Below are 17,966 nucleotides of genomic sequence, written 5' to 3'. Positions count from 1 at the left end.
TCTTGGCTTGACGGCGATTTCGGCGCTACGATGACGAATTCCCGCCTCGACGGCGGGATTGTCGTCGACGGAGACGTTGGTGCCTGACCCGATCGCATCGCCGCCCGCCGGGAAAGCGCCGCGCAAGCCTGGCCAGGCGGTGGTGATCGTGCATGGCATGGGCGAACAGCGGCCGATGGATACGCTGCGAGGCTTTGTCCAGGCTGTCTGGAGCCATGACCCCAACCGCGCGCCGTTTTATGCCCATGTCGCCGATCCGGCCGACCCCGCCGGCGCGAAGATCAACCACAGCTGGATCACTCCCGACAGCCGGACCAATTCGTACGAACTTCGCCGCATCACCACGCCCTACGATGTCGATGGCCGCCGCACCGACTTCTACGAGCTTTACTGGGCCGACATCACGCAGGGCACGACGCGAGGCCGGCTTGCCGCCTGGGTGACAAATCTGCTGTGGCGCAAGCCCGCCGACATACCGCCGGACGCCCGAAAGCTCTATCTGGTCACTCTGGTTGCCGTCATCATCGTCCTGGTCGCGACGCTCGCGCTTGCGACGTCGGTTTGGCAGCAGCAGATTTCGTGGACCGTCGGCGTCCTCGTCACCATCCTGGCCTCGTTCGTCATCTGGTCGGTGGACCGTTTTGGCCTTCCCTATTTCGGCGATGTCGCGGCCTATGTGCGCGCTGAAGCGGCCACGGTAGAGAAGCGGGCGCTGATCCGCGACCGCGGCCTGAAGCTGCTGAAGCGTCTGATGATGGACGATACCTACGATCGCATCGTGCTGGTCTCGCACAGCCTCGGCTCGATGATCGCCTATGACCTGTTGCAGATCTTGTGGTCCGATTTCAGGCCCCGAAAACTGGAGGCCATCCGCGACAAGGCGAAACTGAAGGCTATCCACGCCATCGACAAGGCGACGCTTGTTGCCGACGGCTCGGCATGGCCCGGCAGCCTTGACGACCTTGCCGGGTTCAGGCGCGATCAGTGGGAGCTCTATCGCCAACTGCGCACCAGGGACGACAACCATCGGCCTTGGAAGATCAGCGATTTCGTCACGCTTGGTAGCCCGCTGACCCACAGCGAATTTCTGGTGACGCACAATCTCGCCGAATTCAGGCGCGGCATCGCCGAACGCCTGTTCTCGGCATGTCCGCCGATTGCCGAGGGAGCGGCGGCCGGTGGCACCGTGCTTTATCAGGAAGGGCGCAACCGTTCTTCCGGCAAGCCGCAGCGGGCGGTGCATCATGGCGCGGTGTTTGCTGCGACGCGCTGGACCAATATCTTCGACCGCGGCAACGGTTGGCTGACGGGCGATCCGATCTCAGGGCCGATGGCGGAGAATTTCGGCCCGGGCGTGGAGAACGTTCAGGTCGAGCTGCGCGGTTCCCTCGGCCGTGTCTTCACCCACACGCTGTACTGGTCGTTGGCGGCGACCGGTAGCGAGGTTGCCGCCGGCGATCAGCCGCGCTCGCATCTCGCCGTGCTGCGCGACGCTGTCGACCTCGGTCGCAAACTGGAGCCGAGCCAAGCCGAAGTGCCGGCGATTCCTCCCCGAAAATAAGAACGGATTTCAGCGGGGCCAAGGCAGCGCCGCTCGACAACTTCAAAGCAAAGCCGCTCCGGGCGGGCCAGAGTGGCTTTGTTGCAAGTGCAGTTCAACGGTTGGTGATAAAAACCGCTTCCTCATCGTCGCGCTGCCTGCCGCCAAGGGCCGCGGCAGCACTGGCGATAAAGGCGCCGATGGCCAGCGAGAGCGCACCAAGCAGGGCAAACGTCGCGCTGGCCTTCCTGGCTGTGTCGGCGGCCTGCTGCGCCTTGACCTTGGCGTCCTGAGCCTTGGCGAGGACGGCATCCACCCGGGTCCTGGCGTCTGCTTCCGAAAGCCCCGTGCGAACGGCGACCAACTGCGACAGATAGGTTTTGTCGTCTGCGGAAACCTCGCCTGCCGCGGCGCCGGCGATCAGGATGCGCGAAGCCTGCCCAACCGCGGCCGCATCGCTGTCCGGATTGGCGGCCGCGAGCTTGCCCGGATCGGCCGGACGGAACAGTGAATCCACCAGGTAGGATGTCGCATTGTCGGCCGACGCGCTGCCGGCATTGGCCGAAGCCCCCGCCGATGCGCCCATGGCCGCACCAGACGCGATGGTGGACACCGCCTGCACGCCCGAGCCTATGGCAGCGGAAAGCGCGGAGCCAAGCACGCCGACGACGAGCAGTGTGGCCAACGCCCAGGCAAGAAAGCCATGGGCGGTATCACGGAAATACACCTCGTCCGTGTGGATGCCGACCCATTTGGTACGCAGGCGTCCGGCAAGGTAGCCGCCGACACCCGAGGACAGCCATTGCACGATGATCAGCCAGACGGCGGTGGATGCCGCGAAAGTGGTGACAGATGCGCCGGATCCCGACCAGGGCGACACCATGCTCAATCCAAGCCCGGAGCCCAGCAGCATAAGGATGAAGGTCAGCGTCGAGGCCGCGAAGGCACCGGCGATGATCGGTCCCCAACTGACGGCGGTGGAGGAGGATTCTGTTGAAGTGGAAACGTCGACAGCCGATAGGGTGGACTGCATAAGTGCCCCCTATCGTACGAACAGCATGATCAGAATGATGATCGGGATCGGTATGCCGAGCAACCAGAGCAAGATGCCGCGTCCCATGGAAGCCTCCTGTTAGAAATTGTGATCGATATTGTCACAATGTCTCGCAGGGACTTCCGTTCCGGCGCGTTGCAAATTGATTTTGTTGCCGCCGGTGGAACAATTGGCGCGCCGCAGCGCGCCAATTCAGATTTAACGTCCAGATCAGATATCCAGATTGGCGACCGACAGCGCGTTGTCCTGGATGAACTCGCGCCTGGGCTCGACCTCGTCGCCCATCAACCGCGAAAACAGCGAATCCGCATCGGTCGCGTCATTGACCTTGACCTGCAGCAGCGAGCGCACGTTCGGATCGAGCGTGGTTTCCCACAGCTGTTCGGCGTTCATCTCGCCGAGACCCTTGTAGCGCTGCATCGTCAGGCCCTTGCGACCGGTCGCAAAGACCGCATTGAGCATCGCCAGCGGCCCCGAGATGGTTTCGGAGACATCCTTGCGGCGCAGCACCGGCGGCGACCCGTAGACCTCGCTGAGGCGCTGTGCGTAGCGGTCGAGCTGGCGTGCGTCGGCCGAATTGATCAGCGCCAGGTCGAGATGCGCATATTCCTTGACGCTGCGCACCGTGCGCTCGAACACATAGCCGCCAACGCCTTCATTCGAGGTCGACATGCGGCCGGTCCAGCCGCGCTCGGTGTCCTCGGCGATGATGTCGAGGCGTTTTGCAATCCGCTCCGCCATGTCGTTGGCGCGGCCGAGATCGGCGAACACGTCCGGGTTGAGCCCACCGGCGATCGCCGCCTGCTCGACGACGCCTCTGTTGTAGCGCGTGTGCAGGCCGTTGATCAGCTGGCGCACCGCCAGCGCGTCATCGATGGCGCCACGCAGGTCCTGCCCGATGCGAACCTCGCCCGAGCCGAGCGTAAGCGATGCTTCCTCCAGTCCCGAACCGATCAGGAACTCCTCGAACGCGCTCTCGTCCTTGATGTATTGCGAGCTCTTGCCGCGCGTCACCTTGTAGAGCGGCGGCTGGGCGATGTAGAGATGGCCGCGCTCGATCAGCTCAGGCATCTGCCGGAAGAAGAAGGTGAGAAGCAAGGTTCTGATATGGGCGCCGTCGACGTCGGCGTCGGTCATCAGGATGATCTTGTGGTAGCGCAGCTTGTCGGCGTTGAACTCGTCCTTGCCGATCGAGGTGCCGAGCGCCGTGATCAACGTGCCGATCATGTCGGAGCCGAGCATGCGGTCGAAGCGCGCCCGCTCGACATTGAGGATCTTGCCGCGCAACGGCAGGATCGCCTGGTTCTGGCGCGAACGCCCACCCTTGGCGGAGCCGCCGGCGGAATCACCCTCGACGATGAAGATTTCGGATTTCGCCGGGTCGCGTTCCTGGCAGTCGGCCAGTTTGCCGGGCAGGGAGGTGACGCCGAGCGAACTCTTGCGGGTGATATCGCGCGCCTTGCGCGCCGCTTCGCGCGCCGCCGCCGCCTGGATCACCTTGTCGACGACCACCTTGCCTTCGCTCGGGTGTTCTTCCAGCCAGGTGCCAAGCGCTTCGTTGACCAGGCCTTCGACGACAGGACGGACTTCCGACGAGACCAGCTTGTCCTTGGTCTGCGAGGAGAATTTCGGGTCGGGAACCTTGACCGACAGCACCGCCGTCAGACCTTCGCGGCAATCGTCGCCGATCAGCGAGACCTTTTCCTTCTTGGTCAGCCCAGAGGATTCGCCATAGCCGGTGATCTGACGCGTCAGCGCGCCGCGGAAGCCGGCCAGATGCGTGCCGCCATCGCGCTGCGGGATGTTGTTGGTGAAGGCCAGCACGTTCTCGTGGTAGCTGTCGTTCCACCACATCGCCACTTCGACGGTGATCCCGTCGCGCTCCGCCCGGATGGCGATCGGCTTGTCGATCAGCGGTTTCTTGACGCGATCGAGATATTTGACGAATTCTTCGAGGCCTCCATCGTAGTGCAGTTCATGGCGCACGACATCGGCGTGACGGGCATCGGTCAAAATGATGCGCACGCCGGAATTGAGGAAGGCAAGCTCGCGCAGCCGGTGTTCCAGCGTGCCGAAGTCGAACTCGACCATGGTGAAGGTCTCGGCCGAGGGGAAGAAGGTGATCTGGCTGCCGCTGCGGCCCTCATAGGTGCCCGGCTGCTTGTCCTGCTCATAGGTGCCGGTCGCCTTCAGAGGTGCGTCGGCATTGCCATGCGTGAAACTCATCTCGAAGATCTGGCCGTTGCGGCGGATCTTCAGCTTTAGCCACGCCGACAGCGCGTTGACCACCGAGACGCCGACGCCATGCAGGCCGCCCGAGACCTTGTAGGAATTCTGGTCGAACTTGCCGCCGGCATGCAGCTGCGTCATGATCACTTCGGCCGCCGAAATGCCTTCTCCGGTGTGGATATCGGTCGGAATTCCGCGGCCATTGTCGATCACAGTGACCGAACCATCGGGGTTGAGCGTCACGGTGACGAGGTCGGCGTGACCGGCCAGCGCCTCGTCGATGGCGTTGTCGACCACTTCATAGACCATGTGATGCAGGCCCGAGCCGTCGTCTGTATCACCGATATACATTCCGGGGCGTTTGCGGACAGCGTCCAACCCCTTCAAAACCTTGATGGAATCGGCGCCGTATTCGGCTTCAGCGCCGTTGTTGTTGTCGATCTGATCGCTCATGAAAACCTGTTGTCTGGATGCCGCCTGCACAGCGCGAAAAATCCGCGCCGAATCGCGCCTCTGATATCGACTAGATATAGGCGCAAAAGGCGGTTTTTCCAAGGTTTGCAGGCATTTCACTGGGGATGGCCGGCTGCCAATGGCGGGCCTCCGCCGGCCCCCATTTCACTTCGGCCAGCGGGTCCTTGAGAAACCTTGATCATGAACTTGTATCTCGGCGCCAGCCGCCTGCTGCGGTCGCGCCCCGGCGTCATGTCGGGCGGGCGGCCGGATCAGGCGGTGGTCGTCGTTGGCGATGACCAGGGCCAAGCGCCACCACTGCGGTGGCGGTGGTGAGCATAGGCAGCAAGGCAAACAGCAAGCGCAAATCGAACTGCCCCCCAGCTCGTTCCTGTGCACGACCACCTCTCTATGGCAGCAAACCGGGGTTTTTTGCGGAAGACCAGCGTTTTCAGCCTGCCCGCATCGGCTTCAAAGCCTCGCTCCAGCGCAGCAGCTCGTCGAGCATGGTTTTGGCTCCGCCCTGCACCTGTTCGCTGGCGTTGAAAGCGCCATTTTCGTCGAGCAGTTTCTGGTACATCGGCAGCGCGACGCCTTCCGGGATCGGCATGACACCTACCGAGGTCAGCAGCGGCTTCAGCGCTTGCGCCGCGCGTAGGCCGCCGGAGACGCCGCCATAGCTGAAAATGGCGGCTGCCTTGTACTTCCATTCGCGCGAGAGATAGTCGATCGCGTTGACGATCGCCGGCGCCACGAAATAATTGTATTCCGGCGCCACGAAGACGAAGGCATCGGCGGCATCGATCGCCTTGGACCAGGCTTTGGTATGATCGTTCTGGTAGTTGCCAAGCCTTGGATGGTGCGGTTCGTCCAGCACCGGAAGCTTGAACGCATCGATGTCGGTCAGTACAGGCTCGAATTTCCCGTGCTCGCGCGCGAACCTCTCCAGCCACTCGGCAAAAATCGGTCCGGCGCGGCCTGGCCGCGTGCTGCCGATGATGATGTTCAACTGGTGCTTCAAGCTGGGCTCCTGCGGTGGCGGTATCCATTGGTGACTGCCACCTAGGGCATGCCGCTCGGGGCAACAAGAAGGCACCTCGCGGTAACCGGTCACATTCCGGAGAGTAGGGCCTTGCCGTTCGGTCACATGGACGCCTGCTTTGCGGCCCACTACATTGGGTCATCAGCGGAGCACAGCATGGACATCCAGCCCGCCCCCTTCATTCCCCCGGCGCCGAAGCCGCGCACGACGCCGCCCTCGACGTTGGAGATGATCCGCATCGTCTACCGCAACCCGCTCGAATTGTGGGGTGAGCATACCTACAACGAGCCGTGGATCTCGGCGAACGGCGTTGGCGGACATCTGATCGTCGCCAATGATCCCGCCCTGATCCGGCATGTGCTGGTCGACAACGCCAGGAACTACAAGATGGCGACGGTGCGCCAGAAGATACTGCGGCCGATCCTGCGCGACGGCCTGCTCACCGCCGAGGGCGAGGTCTGGAAGCGGTCGCGCAAGGCGATGGCGCCGGTGTTCACGCCGCGCCACATCTTCGGCTTCGCCCAGCCGATGCTGAGGCGCACGCAGGACTTCGTCACCCGTTACGAAGACGGCGGCACGTCTGACATCGCCCATGACATGACGCTGCTCACTTATGACATCCTGGCCGAGACGCTGTTTTCCGGCGAGATATCAGGCGAGCCCGGCAGTTTCGCCAACGAGATCGACCGCCTGTTCGAGACCATGGGTCGCGTCGATCCGCTCGACCTGTTGCGTGCGCCCGACTGGCTGCCGAGGCTGACCCGCATCCGTGGCCGCAAGACCATGGCCTATTTCCGCAAGATCGTCACCGACACGGTCAAGATGCGCGAAGCGAAATTCAAGCGCGATCCCGATGCCGTGCCGCAGGATTTCCTGACACTGCTGCTCAAGGCCGAGGGACCCGACGGACTGACGCGGGCCGAGGTCGAGGACAACATCATCACCTTCATCGGCGCCGGCCATGAGACGACGGCGCGTGCGCTGGGCTGGACGCTCTATTGCCTGGCTGAATCACCGTGGGAGCGCAACCGGGTCGAGCAGGAGATCGACCAGGTGCTGGCGCGCGAGCCCGATCCGACGAAATGGCTCGATGCCATGCCGTTCACGCGCGCGGCTTTCGACGAAGCGCTCAGGCTCTATCCGCCGGCGCCGTCGATCAACCGCGAGCCGATCGAACCGGAAATGTGGAAGGATCTTCATATCCCCAAGCACGCCGCGGTGCTGGTGATGCCTTGGGTCGTGCATCGCCACAGGAAACTGTGGGACCGGCCGGATGCCTTCCTGCCGGAGCGCTTCCACCCGGGAAATCGCGAAAAGATCGACCGCTTCCAGTATCTGCCGTTTGGCGCCGGCCCACGCGTCTGCATCGGCGCCAGCTTCGCCATGCAGGAGGCGATCATCGCGCTGGCGATCATGCTGTCGCGCTTCCGCTTCGACACCACCGCCGAAACGAAACCCTGGCCGGTACAGAAACTGACCACGCAGCCGCAAGGCGGTCTACCGATGCAGGTCACGCCGCGTTAGGCGTGACACCTTCAGGCAGTTGCGCTGAATTAGGCCGCGGGCTTGCGTTGCTGGAACTGGCCGGCGGCGCGGTAGCGCCAGAGATAGCTGGGCAGGATCGTCGCGATCGACTGCGACTGGATGCCTAGCCCCGCAAGCGTCCTGTTGGTCTGGTTGGCGGCGTCCGAAACGATGTTGTGCTCGCGCAGCTGCATCACCTGGTCCTTGGTCAGCAGCGGGTTGGGCAGGAGACCGAGGATCGAGGCCTGGATGTTGGCCACCCACCACGGAACCGGCACCAGCAGCCGCTTGCGCTCGATCACGTCGAGCAGCTCTTCCATACACTGCTTGAAGGTGAGCACCTTCGGTCCGCCGAGTTCATAGATCTGGCCGCCATCCACCTTGCCGTCGACCGAGCGCGCCACCGCTTCGGCTACGTCGCCGACATAGACCGGCTGAAACTTGGTCTGGCCGCCGCCGATCAGCGGCAGCACCGGCGAATAGCGCGCCATGTTGGCGAAGCGGTTGAAGAAGCCGTCTTCGGGTCCGAAATTGATCGACGGCCGGAAGATCACGGCGTCCTTGATCGTCTCCAGGACAGCCTTTTCGCCAAGCGCCTTGGTGCGCGCGTAGTCTGATTCGGAGTCCAGATCGGCGCCAAGCGCAGAAATGTGGGTCAGGCCGGCGCCGACCGAGCGCGCGGCCTCGGCCACTGCGCGGGCGCCGAACTCGTGCACGGCGGAGAATTTCTGCCGGCCGCTCTCATGCAGGATGGCGACCAGATTGACGACATGGTCGGCGCCTTGCACGGCGCGGTCTACCGACCAGCGCACGCGCACATTGGCCTGGACCGGCTGGATCTGGCCGACATTGCCGAGCGGCTGCAAATGGCCGGCGAGATCGGGCCGCCGGCAGGCGACCCTGATGCGATAGCCGCGCTTGGCCAACGCGCGCACGACATGGCGGCCGACAAAGCCTGACCCGCCAAAGACGACGACGAGCTTTGGGGTCTGCAGGATTTCGGTCATGGCTGGCTCCGGCGCTCGTAGGCTTGGCTGAAGCCGTTTCATAATCCGTTTCGTGCCAAAGGCAAAGGGCGACGCGTCGTCGCTATCAGCCTGTCAGAACGCTTTGCCGATACGGTTGTCGACCGAATGGCGGTTGCCGCCGCGAATGACGAAGAAGAGCAGGATCGCTGCCCACAGCAGCGACTTTTCCGCACCCGAATAGCCTTGGCCCATGGTGACCCAGTGGAACCAGACCGTGACCAGCAGCACGAACAGGCCGGCAAAGGCGGCCGGCCGCGTCAAAAAGCCGATGGCGATGAAGATGCCGCCAAAGAATTCAGTGCAGGCCAGAAGCAACGACCACAACGCGCCCGGATAGAAGCCGAGACCCTCGACCATCTCGGCAGCGCCGAAAGGATTGGCGATCTTCTGCGAACCGTGGATGGCGAGAAACCCGCCGGCGACGACGCGAAGAACGGTTTCGGCACCATCGTGCAGGGCCGCGTAAAACCTGCCAAGGACCGGGATGACAAGGGCGTTGCGGGGATTGTCCGTGCTTGCCGACATTGTAGCTCCTCTGTTTTGCTCAACCAGCGCAAACGGCCGATCAGGTTGGTCGAAGTCAAATAAACAAAAGTTGACCAAAACGAGAATGTTTTACCATCGTGCGATCAAAACGCAGAAAACCCCGCCGAAGCGGGGTTTTCCGGGTGACATCCATGCGAAGCCAGGGGCCGACGGCGCGGCCTGACCTGAGACGGTATCAGGAGGGCGTGAAGCAAGTACGCCCACCCAGCCCTGAACATCCGACATGGTGCCACCAACCTTCTTGCAGGCGGCGACGAAATCGGCGCTGCAATTGGCGAATTTTGCATGGCCGTTCTTGCAGTAGTGGTCTTCGGTGGCCCCGCCGCTCGGGGCAGCGATGACACCCGGGCTGGACGGCTTGACCGGTGCGGCCTTCAGGGTGGCTGCCTGTGTGGCGCCCATGAACGAGCCGAGCAGAAGGACGGCGGTCAGCATGGTAATCTTGGTGTTGGTCATGGCAATTTCCTTTGATTTGGGTTGAGTTTTCCGAGGCGCGAAGGACCGGCCTTCGCGTGATGCAGGCTTTCGATTTCGGTTTGCTGCTTCCCTCGGTGTGGATCGGGCAAGCTCGCCTTGCCCTGGACAAAGCTGGGTCGCAGCAAGGCGCGGAAAGGTTCAGCGGCGCGCAAAGAAAATCGCACTGCGCCGCGCCTGCGGCGGGCGAATTCCAGATAACTAATTGATATTTAATAGATGTTCAGGAAGAATAGCGTGCGGCGAATTCGGAAATGCGCTGCACCACGGCCTTCGATGCGGTAATGCCGCGCGCTTGCGCCTTCTCGGCGGCCTCTGCGCGGGCACGACCGGGCACATGCACGCCGAAGCGCCGCCGCAGCCGGTCAAGCTGGTCCTTCATTCGTTGCTCGAAATCTGGATCGAGCAGCTTGGGTTCGATAGCAAGCACGAACAGTCCCGTGCCGGGGCTGTCCGGCCCGCCGCTGAACCATGGCGCGTCGAGCGACCAGTTGGCGCCCGACAGGCCCGCCGCCAGCACCTCGACCATCAGCGCGATGTTGGCGCCGCGCTGACCGCCGAAGGCGAGCATTGCGCCCTTCATGGCGGCGGCGGGATCGGTGGTCGGGTTGCCGCTGGCGTCCAGCGCCCAGCCTTCCGGGATTGTCTTGCCGTCCTCGGCCGCTTTGCGGATGTTGACGAAAGCGGTGGCGCTCGACGACTGGTCGATCACCAGCGGCGCCCCGTCGGCGGCAGGCGCGGCAAACGACATCGGGTTGGTGCAGTAGACCGGCTTGACCGAACCCGAGCCGGCAAGCACGGCCGGGCCGTTGGTGGCTGCGAACGACACCAGTCCTTGTGCTGCCAGCCTTCCGGTGAAATAGCCGAGCGCGCCGCATGTATAGGCGTTCTTCTGCGAGAAGATGGCGACACCGAACAGCTTTGCCGCCTTGGCGAGGTCGTCGATGGTGCGGTCGAAGCCGGTATGCGCCAGCCCGCCGCGCGCATCGGAGAGATAGACCGCCAGCGCCGGCCGGGTGATCACCGGGTCGGCATTGCCGTCGATGCGTCCGGCTTCCAGCGCCTCGAGATAGTCGATGAAATGCGACAGACCGACCGAGGAAAGCCCTTCGGCCTCGGCTGATATGATCGAAGCAGTGAGCGATTGCGCCGCTTCCTCATTGGCGCCGGCGCCAAGTGCCGCCATCCGGCACAGTCCTTTTGCCTGGTCGAGACTGAGTTGCATCATGGCCGTCCTAGGGGAGTAGGGGAGTAGGGGAGTAGGGGAGTAGGGGAGTAAGGAAATAGGGGAGTACGGGACAGTGGGCAGTGAATAGCGAATGGGGATGGAAATGTGAATGTGGATAGTGGCCTGATACTCCCCTACTCCCCTACTCCCCTACTCCCCTACTCCCCTCTAACCAATCTTGTTCGGGATCCTGGCCTCTATCCTGCTGAAGGCGAAGACCAGAATGCCGGTTATCGTCATGTAGATCAGCGCCAGCAGCAGCAAGGGCTCGTAGGTGAGGTAGGTGTCCTGCCGTACTTTGGACGAAACGGCGAAGATGTCGATGACGCTGATCGTCGCCACCAGCGGCGTCGACTTCAATTGCAGCACGGTCTCGCCGGTCAGCGTCGGCAGCGCCCGGTAGATGGCTTGCGGCAGCCAGATCCGCCGGAACGCCTTCCAGCGGCTCATGCCGAAGGCGCGGGCGGCTTCGAGTTGCCCCTTGGGCACGCCGGCGAAGGCGCCGCGCATCACCTCGCCCTCATAACCGGCGAACGACAGGGTCAGCGCCAGCACGCCATAGGGCCAGGCTTGCCGCAGATATGGCCACATCCAGGATTCGCGGATCCACGGATATTGCGGGAACAGCGAACCCAGGCCGTAATAGAGCAGCCAGAGCTGGATCAGCAGCGGTGTGCCCCGGATCACCGTGCAGAACACCTTGGCGGGTGCGGCGAACCAGAACGAGCCGGCAGCCTGCGCCAGGCCAAGCGGGACGGCCAGCAGGAAGCCCAGCACGCAGGTGACGGCCAGGATCCACAGCGAGCGCCAGAGGCCGATCAAGCCCATTTCATAATATTGCGGCAGCCAGTCCCAGCGCATGAAAAAGGCGGCCGACAGAACAAGGCCCAGTGCGATCAGGATCAGCACGATGCGGTGCGGCTGCAGCCACAGCGACGTTCGCGCGACGACGTCGATGATGGTCGCCTCGTTGGCCATCAGCGCGCCTCCTTGAGCGAAGGCATGCCGCGCCGCGACCAGGTCTCGACCCGGCCGATAACGAGGTTGGAAAACAGCGACAAAAGCAGATAGAGCACGCCCGCCGCGAAAAAGAAGGTGAAATAGGCCTTGGTGACGCCCGCTGCCTGCCGCGTTGCCAGCGCCAGCTCGTAGAAGCCGACAACAGCCAATAGCGCGGTGTCCTTGGTGGCGATCAGCCAGAGATTGGCGAGGCCCGGAATAGCGAAGGGCAGCATTGACGGCAAGGTGATGCGCCGCAACATCAGGCCCGGAGACATTCCATAGGCGCGGGCGGCTTCGATCTGGCCCTGCGGAATGGCCAGGATCGCGCCGCGTATCACCTCTGTCGAATAGGCGCCCTGGACGAAGCCGAGCACGGCGATGCCGGCGGCAAGGCCGCTCACGTCGACGCGCTGATAACCCATGGCCGTCAGCGCCTGATTGATCAGGTCGGTGCCGGCGTAATAGAGCAGCAGGATCAGCACCAGTTCGGGCACGGCGCGCACGATGGTGGTGTAAACCGCCAGGAGATCGCGCACCACCGGCCCGCCATAAAGCTTGCCATAGGCGCCGCCGGTGCCGATCAGAAGGCCGAGGCACGTGGCGCCCAGCGCGATCTCGATCGAATGCAGCAGCCCAACCAGAAGCGCCCCGCCCCAGCCTGGCGGGTAGGGCGAGAGAAGCTCGGTGATGCCGGCCGCGGAGGCCGAAAGAAGTGCGTCGATCAGCGTCGCCCCCGAAGTGCTGACTAACCGCCGACGGCTGCGTGGGCGGCAAACATGCCTGGGAAAGATCGAGCAGGTGGGGCATGGCGCGACGCCACACCCCACAGCTCATACGAGGATCGTCAGTTCGACTGCGCGCCGCCGCCGCCGTAAATGTCGAAATCGAAGTATTTCTTCGAGATCTCGTCATATTTGCCGTTGGCGCGGATCGCCTTGATGCCGGCGTTGATTTTGCCCTTCAGGTCGGTGTCTTCCTTGCGCACGCCGGCGCCGACGCCCGGTCCGAGCACTTCGTCATCGGGAGCGACCATGCCCTTCAGGTCGCAGCAGGCTTTGCCCTGGTCGGATTTGAGGAATTCGCCAAGCGCGATGGAATCGGCCTGCACCGCGTCGAGACGGCCGGCGGCCAGATCGTTGTTGGCCTCGTCCTGGGTCTGGTATTCCTTGATCTCGGAGGCTGTGCTGCCAAAGTGCTTCTTGGCGTAGACAGCGTGCACCGTCGACACTTGCACGCCGACGATCTTGCCCTTGAGGTCGTCCGGAGCGGAGCCGAATTTCTGGTCCTTCGGGCCGATGATCGCGGTCGGCGTGTTATAGTACTTGTCCGAGAAATCGATCGTCTTCGCGCGTTCGGCGGTGATCGACATCGAGGAGACGATGAGGTCGATCTTCTTGGTCGTCAGAGCCGGGATGATGCCGTCCCAGGCAACCGGGGTGATGACGCAATCGAGCTTCTCCTCGGCGCAGACGGCGTCGATGAAGTCGATCTCCCAGCCGATCCATTTGCCCGAAGCATCGGGCGAGGTGAAGGGCGGATAAGGCTCGGCGGCGACGCCGATCTTGACCGGATCGGCCTTGGCCACGCCCATGGCGGCGACGCCGAGCAGCAGCGCTGCGGCAAATGTCTTCAGAACGGTCTTCATTTCATGACTCCCAGTTTGTTGTTGGTTCCCGGTTTTCTTCCGTCCCGGCTTGCCTAGCCGATGTTGCGGATGAACTGCTTCAGCCTTTCGGATTTCGGTGCGCCGAAGATCTGCTCCGGCGGCCCTTCTTCCTCGACCAGCCCGTTGTAGAGGTAGACGACATGGGTCGCGACCTCGCGGGCGAACTTCATCTCGTGGGTGACCAGCACCATGGTGCGGCCTTCGCGCGCTAGGTCGCCGATCACCTTCAGCACCTCGCCGACCAGTTCGGGATCGAGCGCGGAGGTGGGCTCGTCGAACAGCATGACGCGCGGATTGATGGCCAGCGCCCGGGCGATCGCGGCGCGCTGCTGCTGGCCGCCCGACAGATAGGCCGGATAGACGTCGCGCTTTTCAGCCAGACCGACACGGGCGAGCAGCTTCTCGGCCTCGCCGATCGCCACATCGCGCTTGACGCCAAGCACATGCACCGGAACCTCGATGACGTTTTCGATCAGCGTCATGTGGCTCCACAGGTTGAAGTTTTGGAACACCATGCCGAGCTTGGAGCGGATGCGCTCGATCTGCTTGCGGTCGGCCGGAATGGTGTGGCCGTGGCTGTCGGCCTTGAGTTTGATCTCCTCGCCATTGACGCGAATGATGCCGCTGGTCGGGTTTTCCAGGCAGTTGATGCAGCGCAGCAGGGTCGATTTGCCGGAGCCCGAGCCGCCGATGATGGCGATGACCTCGCCGTCGCGCGCCGACAGCGAGACGCCCTTCAGCACATGCAGCTCACCGAACTTCTTGTGCAGGTTCTCGACATGGATGGCTTCGGCGGCGCCGTCCTGCGCCTTGCCGGATCGGACTGCGGCAGCTTCCACCACGCTCACCGGGTGACCTCTATCGGGTCGGCTGCGGTTCGTCGAACGTGTATCCGGCTAATTAACATATACGCTGTACTGCCCCGCTCCAGACTTCAGCATGGACCCAACGGCGAGAGCCCGTCAATCCTGCTTATTACGGCACTTGCGAGCTTGTTGTGCAAGTGTATAAATAGCCTTCCATGAAATTTTCTCGATTTTTTTCAGCGAAAAAGGACTTCGATGAGCGCTTTCGGATCACAGTCCATGGCGGCGCCGCTGCGCCGCGTGCTGATGCGGTCGGCGGCCAACGCCATGCGCAATGCCGACAGGGTTGCCTGGCACTATGGCCCGGGATTCAATCCGGCGAAAGCGGCATCGCAGCACGCGCTCCTTGCTGAACTGGTGGCGGCTTCCGGTGCCGAAATCGAATGGATCGAGGACACGGCGGATGGACTTTCGGACTCGGTGTTCACGCACGACCCGTCGCTGATGACCGATCGCGGCGCGCTGATTCTGTCCATGGGCAAGCCGTTGCGCGCCAGGGAGCCCTCGCTGCATGAGGAAACCTACCGAAGGCTGGGCATTCCAATCCTGGGCCGCGTCGAGGTTCCTGGCCAGGTCGAAGGCGGTGATTGCGTATGGCTCGATGCCCGTACGCTGGTGATCGGGCGCGGTGTCCGCTCCAACCAGGAAGGCATCCAGCAGGTTTCCAACCTGCTGACGCCGCTGGGCGTTTCCGTCTACGGCTTTGATCTTCCGCTGTGGCAAGGCGAAGAAGCGTGCCTGCATCTGATGTCGGTGATCAGCCCGCTGGCCGACGACCTCGCACTGGTCCATTCACCGCTTTTGCCGGCCCCATTCTATCAGATGCTGAAGGCGCGTAACATCCGGCTGGTCGAAGGCGACGCCGAAGAGTTCGCGGCTTCCAACGGCCTTAGCCTGAACGTGCTGCCGACCAGCCCACACAAGATCATTGCCGTCGCGGGCTTTCCAAAGACCAAAGCCGCGATGGAAGCCGCCGGCTGCACGGTCGAAATCTTCGAGGCGGATGCGCTCTGCATCGCCTGCGAGGGCGGGCCGACATGCCTGACGCGACCGATCCTGCGCCAATGAATATGCCATCCCGCCGCAGGTTCCGTCGCGAGGGCGAGGAGCGGCGGCGGCAGGATCTGATCGAGGCCACTCTGGACAGCGTGGCGGAACATGGCCTGCAGGGCGCCACCTTGCGCACCATCGCATTGCGTGCCGGCGTCACCGCCGGGCTGATCCGGCACTATTTTCCCGGCAAGGAAGAATTGCTGCAGGAAGCCTATGCAGCGCTGATGGGCCGCATGACCGAGCAGGCGAAAGCGGCTTTGGTCATGGAGAATGCCTCGCCTCGCCAGCGCCTTGCGGCTTTCGTCACCGCCAACCTCAATGCGCCGATTATCGACGCGCGGGTGTTTTCGCTCTGGGCAACCTTCATCGGCCGCGCCAGAGCGGCTCCGACCTTGGCCCACGCCCACCGCGAAGGCTACCTTGGTTTTCGCAATGAGGTGGAAGCGGTTGTGGCCGAGGTGCTCGCCGCCGAACGGCGCAAATCGGACGCAAGCCAATTGCGCCACCATGCCATCGCGATTAATGCGATCATCGACGGACTCTGGATCGAAGGCTGCCTGGCCGGCGAGATGTTCTCGCCCGGCGAATTGGCGGCGATCGGCATCAAGGCCGTCGAGGCCGAACTAGGCCTCGCGCCGGAAGGGGAGGAAAACCAATGACGACACTCGGCGAAGCGCTCATTTCGCTGCTCGAAGCCCATGGCGTCGACACGGTCTTCGGGATTCCCGGCGTCCACACGGTAGAACTCTACCGCGGGCTAGCGCGCTCCAAGATCCGCCACGTCACACCGCGCCATGAACAGGGCGCCGGCTTCATGGCCGATGGCTACGCACGCGCCAGCGGCAGACCGGGCGTCGCCTTCGTCATCACCGGACCGGGGCTGACCAACACCATCACCGCCATGGGGCAGGCACGCGCCGATTCGGTGCCGATGCTGGTGATCTCAGGCGTCAACGCCACGCCGACGCTGGGCAAGGGGCTGGGCCATCTGCACGAATTGCCGGATCAGCGCGGCATGATGGAGAAGGTGGCGCTGTTTTCGCAGCGCGTTACCGAGGCTGGCGAATTGCCCGGCGCGCTGGCGCAGGCCTTCGCCCTGTTTTCATCGGCCCGGCCCGGCCCGGTACATATCGAGATCCCGACCGACGTCATGGTCAAGCCGGCGGATGGCATCGCTGCCATGCTGAGCAATGTGACGCCGCCCGTGCCGGAAGGTGTCGCAATTGCCAACGCGGCCAAACTCATCAGTGCAGCGCGCCGCCCGCTGATCCTGGTCGGCGGCGGCGCCAAACGCGCCGAAGCGCCACTGCGGCGTCTGGCCGAACGGCTGGGGGCGCCGGTCGTCCAGACCACCAATGCGCGCGGCCTGCTGCATGGTCATCCGCTTTGCGTGCCGGCCAGTCCCAGCCTGAAGACAGTACGGGCGCTGATGGCCGACGCCGACCTGGTCATTGCCGCCGGCACCGAATTCGGCCCGACCGACTATGACGGCTACAGCGATGGCGGCTTCGTCCTGCCCGCCAACCTGATCCGCATCGATATCGGCGCGGACCAGCTTGCCCGCCGCCCGGCGACGGTTTCGATCCAGGCCGATTGCGCCGAGGCGCTCGAAGCACTGCTTCTGGAAACCCGCCATGTCCGGGCAAGCGAGGGCGGTTCGTCGCGCGCCGCTACTACACGCAAAGCAGCCTTTGCCGAGCTCAATCCGACACTGCAGGGGCAGGTGCGCGCCGTCGAGATGATCCGCGACGCTTTGCCGGGCGCGCTCATCGTCGGCGATTCGACGCAGCCAATCTATGCGGCCAACCTCTATTACGACCATGATCGGCCAGGCGGTTGGTTCAATGCCGCCACCGGCTTCGGCGCGCTTGGCTACGGCCCGCCGGCCGCAATTGGCGCGGCCTTTGCGATACCCGATGCGCCGGTCGTCTGCCTCACGGGTGACGGCGGCTTCCAGTTCACGCTGCCGGAACTGGGCGCCGCGCTCGACGCGCGGGTACCGGTCATCTTCGTCGTCTGGAACAACAGAGGCTACCGCGAGATCGAAACCTCGATGCTCGATGTCGGCGTCGAGCCGGTCGGCGTATCGCCGGCGCCGCCGGATTTCTGCAAGCTGGCCGAGGCCTATGGCATCGGCGCCGAACGGCTTGCCGATATCGATGCTCTCGCGGACGCGCTGAAGCGCGCCCGGGCCACCGGACTGCCGCGCGTCATCGAAATCACAGTTGACTGAAGCGCGGGTTTCCCGTTTTGGCGGGCCA

The 17,966-nt window shown here is 63.6% G+C and carries 16 protein-coding genes; 5 read left to right on the top strand and 11 right to left on the bottom strand.

Features of this window, described 5'->3' with window-relative positions; translation table 11 throughout:
• Window positions 1-79: 79 nt before the first annotated feature.
• Window positions 80-1,561, top strand: coding sequence for a hypothetical protein (locus RPF88_RS20190; protein WP_337123076.1), 1,482 nt, complete (start codon window positions 80-82; stop codon window positions 1,559-1,561).
• A gap of 94 nt (window positions 1,562-1,655) precedes the next feature.
• On the opposite strand, the gene RPF88_RS20185 is transcribed toward RPF88_RS20190, so the two are convergent.
• From RPF88_RS20185 to RPF88_RS20175, 3 genes are all read right to left on the bottom strand, one after another.
• On the bottom strand, window positions 1,656-2,573 hold the full coding sequence (locus tag RPF88_RS20185; protein ID WP_013528199.1) for a hypothetical protein: 918 nt from the start codon (window positions 2,571-2,573) through the stop codon (window positions 1,656-1,658).
• A gap of 231 nt (window positions 2,574-2,804) precedes the next feature.
• Window positions 2,805-5,276 carry a DNA topoisomerase (ATP-hydrolyzing) subunit B gene (gyrB, locus tag RPF88_RS20180; protein WP_013528198.1) on the bottom strand — a complete coding sequence of 824 codons (2,472 nt, stop codon included), beginning with the start codon at window positions 5,274-5,276 and terminating at the stop codon, window positions 2,805-2,807.
• A 451-nt stretch (window positions 5,277-5,727) separates the two neighbouring features.
• On the bottom strand, window positions 5,728-6,297 hold the full coding sequence (locus tag RPF88_RS20175) for an NADPH-dependent FMN reductase (protein WP_024501906.1): 570 nt from the start codon (window positions 6,295-6,297) through the stop codon (window positions 5,728-5,730).
• Window positions 6,298-6,474: 177 nt separating this feature from the next.
• Between RPF88_RS20175 and RPF88_RS20170 the strand changes: the two genes are divergently transcribed.
• Complete coding sequence (locus RPF88_RS20170) at window positions 6,475-7,842, top strand: cytochrome P450 (RefSeq protein ID WP_013528196.1); 1,368 nt, start codon at window positions 6,475-6,477, stop codon at window positions 7,840-7,842.
• A 29-nt stretch (window positions 7,843-7,871) separates the two neighbouring features.
• Here the strand turns inward: RPF88_RS20170 and RPF88_RS20165 are convergent, their stop codons facing one another.
• From RPF88_RS20165 to RPF88_RS20130, 8 genes are all read right to left on the bottom strand, one after another.
• Complete coding sequence (locus RPF88_RS20165) at window positions 7,872-8,849, bottom strand: complex I NDUFA9 subunit family protein (RefSeq protein ID WP_013528195.1); 978 nt, start codon at window positions 8,847-8,849, stop codon at window positions 7,872-7,874.
• A 93-nt stretch (window positions 8,850-8,942) separates the two neighbouring features.
• The gene (locus tag RPF88_RS20160; RefSeq protein WP_224618375.1) at window positions 8,943-9,395 is read right to left on the bottom strand and encodes a DoxX family protein; all 453 of its coding nucleotides are present in this window, start codon (window positions 9,393-9,395) and stop codon (window positions 8,943-8,945) included.
• A gap of 90 nt (window positions 9,396-9,485) precedes the next feature.
• Entirely contained in the window at window positions 9,486-9,872 is a 387-nt protein-coding gene (locus RPF88_RS20155) for a hypothetical protein (protein WP_337123075.1), read from the bottom strand.
• A gap of 241 nt (window positions 9,873-10,113) precedes the next feature.
• The gene (locus RPF88_RS20150; protein WP_024501902.1) at window positions 10,114-11,115 is read right to left on the bottom strand and encodes an Ldh family oxidoreductase; all 1,002 of its coding nucleotides are present in this window, start codon (window positions 11,113-11,115) and stop codon (window positions 10,114-10,116) included.
• Window positions 11,116-11,286: 171 nt separating this feature from the next.
• Entirely contained in the window at window positions 11,287-12,096 is an 810-nt protein-coding gene (locus RPF88_RS20145; protein ID WP_013528191.1) for an ABC transporter permease, read from the bottom strand.
• Window positions 12,096-12,809: an ABC transporter permease gene (locus RPF88_RS20140; RefSeq protein ID WP_196815384.1), complete on the bottom strand. Its 714-nt coding sequence runs from the start codon at window positions 12,807-12,809 to the stop codon at window positions 12,096-12,098. Before RPF88_RS20140 ends, RPF88_RS20145 begins: the two co-directional genes overlap by 1 nt.
• A 155-nt stretch (window positions 12,810-12,964) precedes the next feature.
• Window positions 12,965-13,765 (bottom strand): transporter substrate-binding domain-containing protein, encoded by an 801-nt coding sequence (locus RPF88_RS20135; RefSeq protein WP_063169843.1) that lies wholly within the window; start codon window positions 13,763-13,765, stop codon window positions 12,965-12,967.
• A 53-nt stretch (window positions 13,766-13,818) separates the two neighbouring features.
• Window positions 13,819-14,634 carry an ABC transporter ATP-binding protein gene (locus tag RPF88_RS20130; protein ID WP_013528188.1) on the bottom strand — a complete coding sequence of 272 codons (816 nt, stop codon included), beginning with the start codon at window positions 14,632-14,634 and terminating at the stop codon, window positions 13,819-13,821.
• Between the two features lie 213 nt (window positions 14,635-14,847).
• Between RPF88_RS20130 and RPF88_RS20125 the strand changes: the two genes are divergently transcribed.
• The 3 genes from RPF88_RS20125 to RPF88_RS20115 are packed head-to-tail and all read left to right on the top strand — an operon-like array spanning window position 14,848 to window position 17,938.
• Window positions 14,848-15,720 (top strand): dimethylarginine dimethylaminohydrolase family protein, encoded by an 873-nt coding sequence (locus RPF88_RS20125; protein WP_063171053.1) that lies wholly within the window; start codon window positions 14,848-14,850, stop codon window positions 15,718-15,720.
• Window positions 15,717-16,364: a TetR family transcriptional regulator C-terminal domain-containing protein gene (locus RPF88_RS20120; protein ID WP_337123074.1), complete on the top strand. Its 648-nt coding sequence runs from the start codon at window positions 15,717-15,719 to the stop codon at window positions 16,362-16,364. Before RPF88_RS20125 ends, RPF88_RS20120 begins: the two co-directional genes overlap by 4 nt.
• Window positions 16,361-17,938: a 5-guanidino-2-oxopentanoate decarboxylase gene (locus RPF88_RS20115; RefSeq protein WP_337123073.1), complete on the top strand. Its 1,578-nt coding sequence runs from the start codon at window positions 16,361-16,363 to the stop codon at window positions 17,936-17,938. Before RPF88_RS20120 ends, RPF88_RS20115 begins: the two co-directional genes overlap by 4 nt.
• The last annotated feature ends 28 nt before the right edge of the window (window positions 17,939-17,966 follow it).

The sequence above is a fragment of the Mesorhizobium sp. ISC11 genome (genome assembly GCF_037162595.1).
GTDB lineage: Bacteria > Pseudomonadota > Alphaproteobacteria > Rhizobiales > Rhizobiaceae > Mesorhizobium > Mesorhizobium ciceri.
Note: the sequence above shows the minus strand (reverse complement) of the source record. Positions and strands in the feature narration are given on the sequence as shown.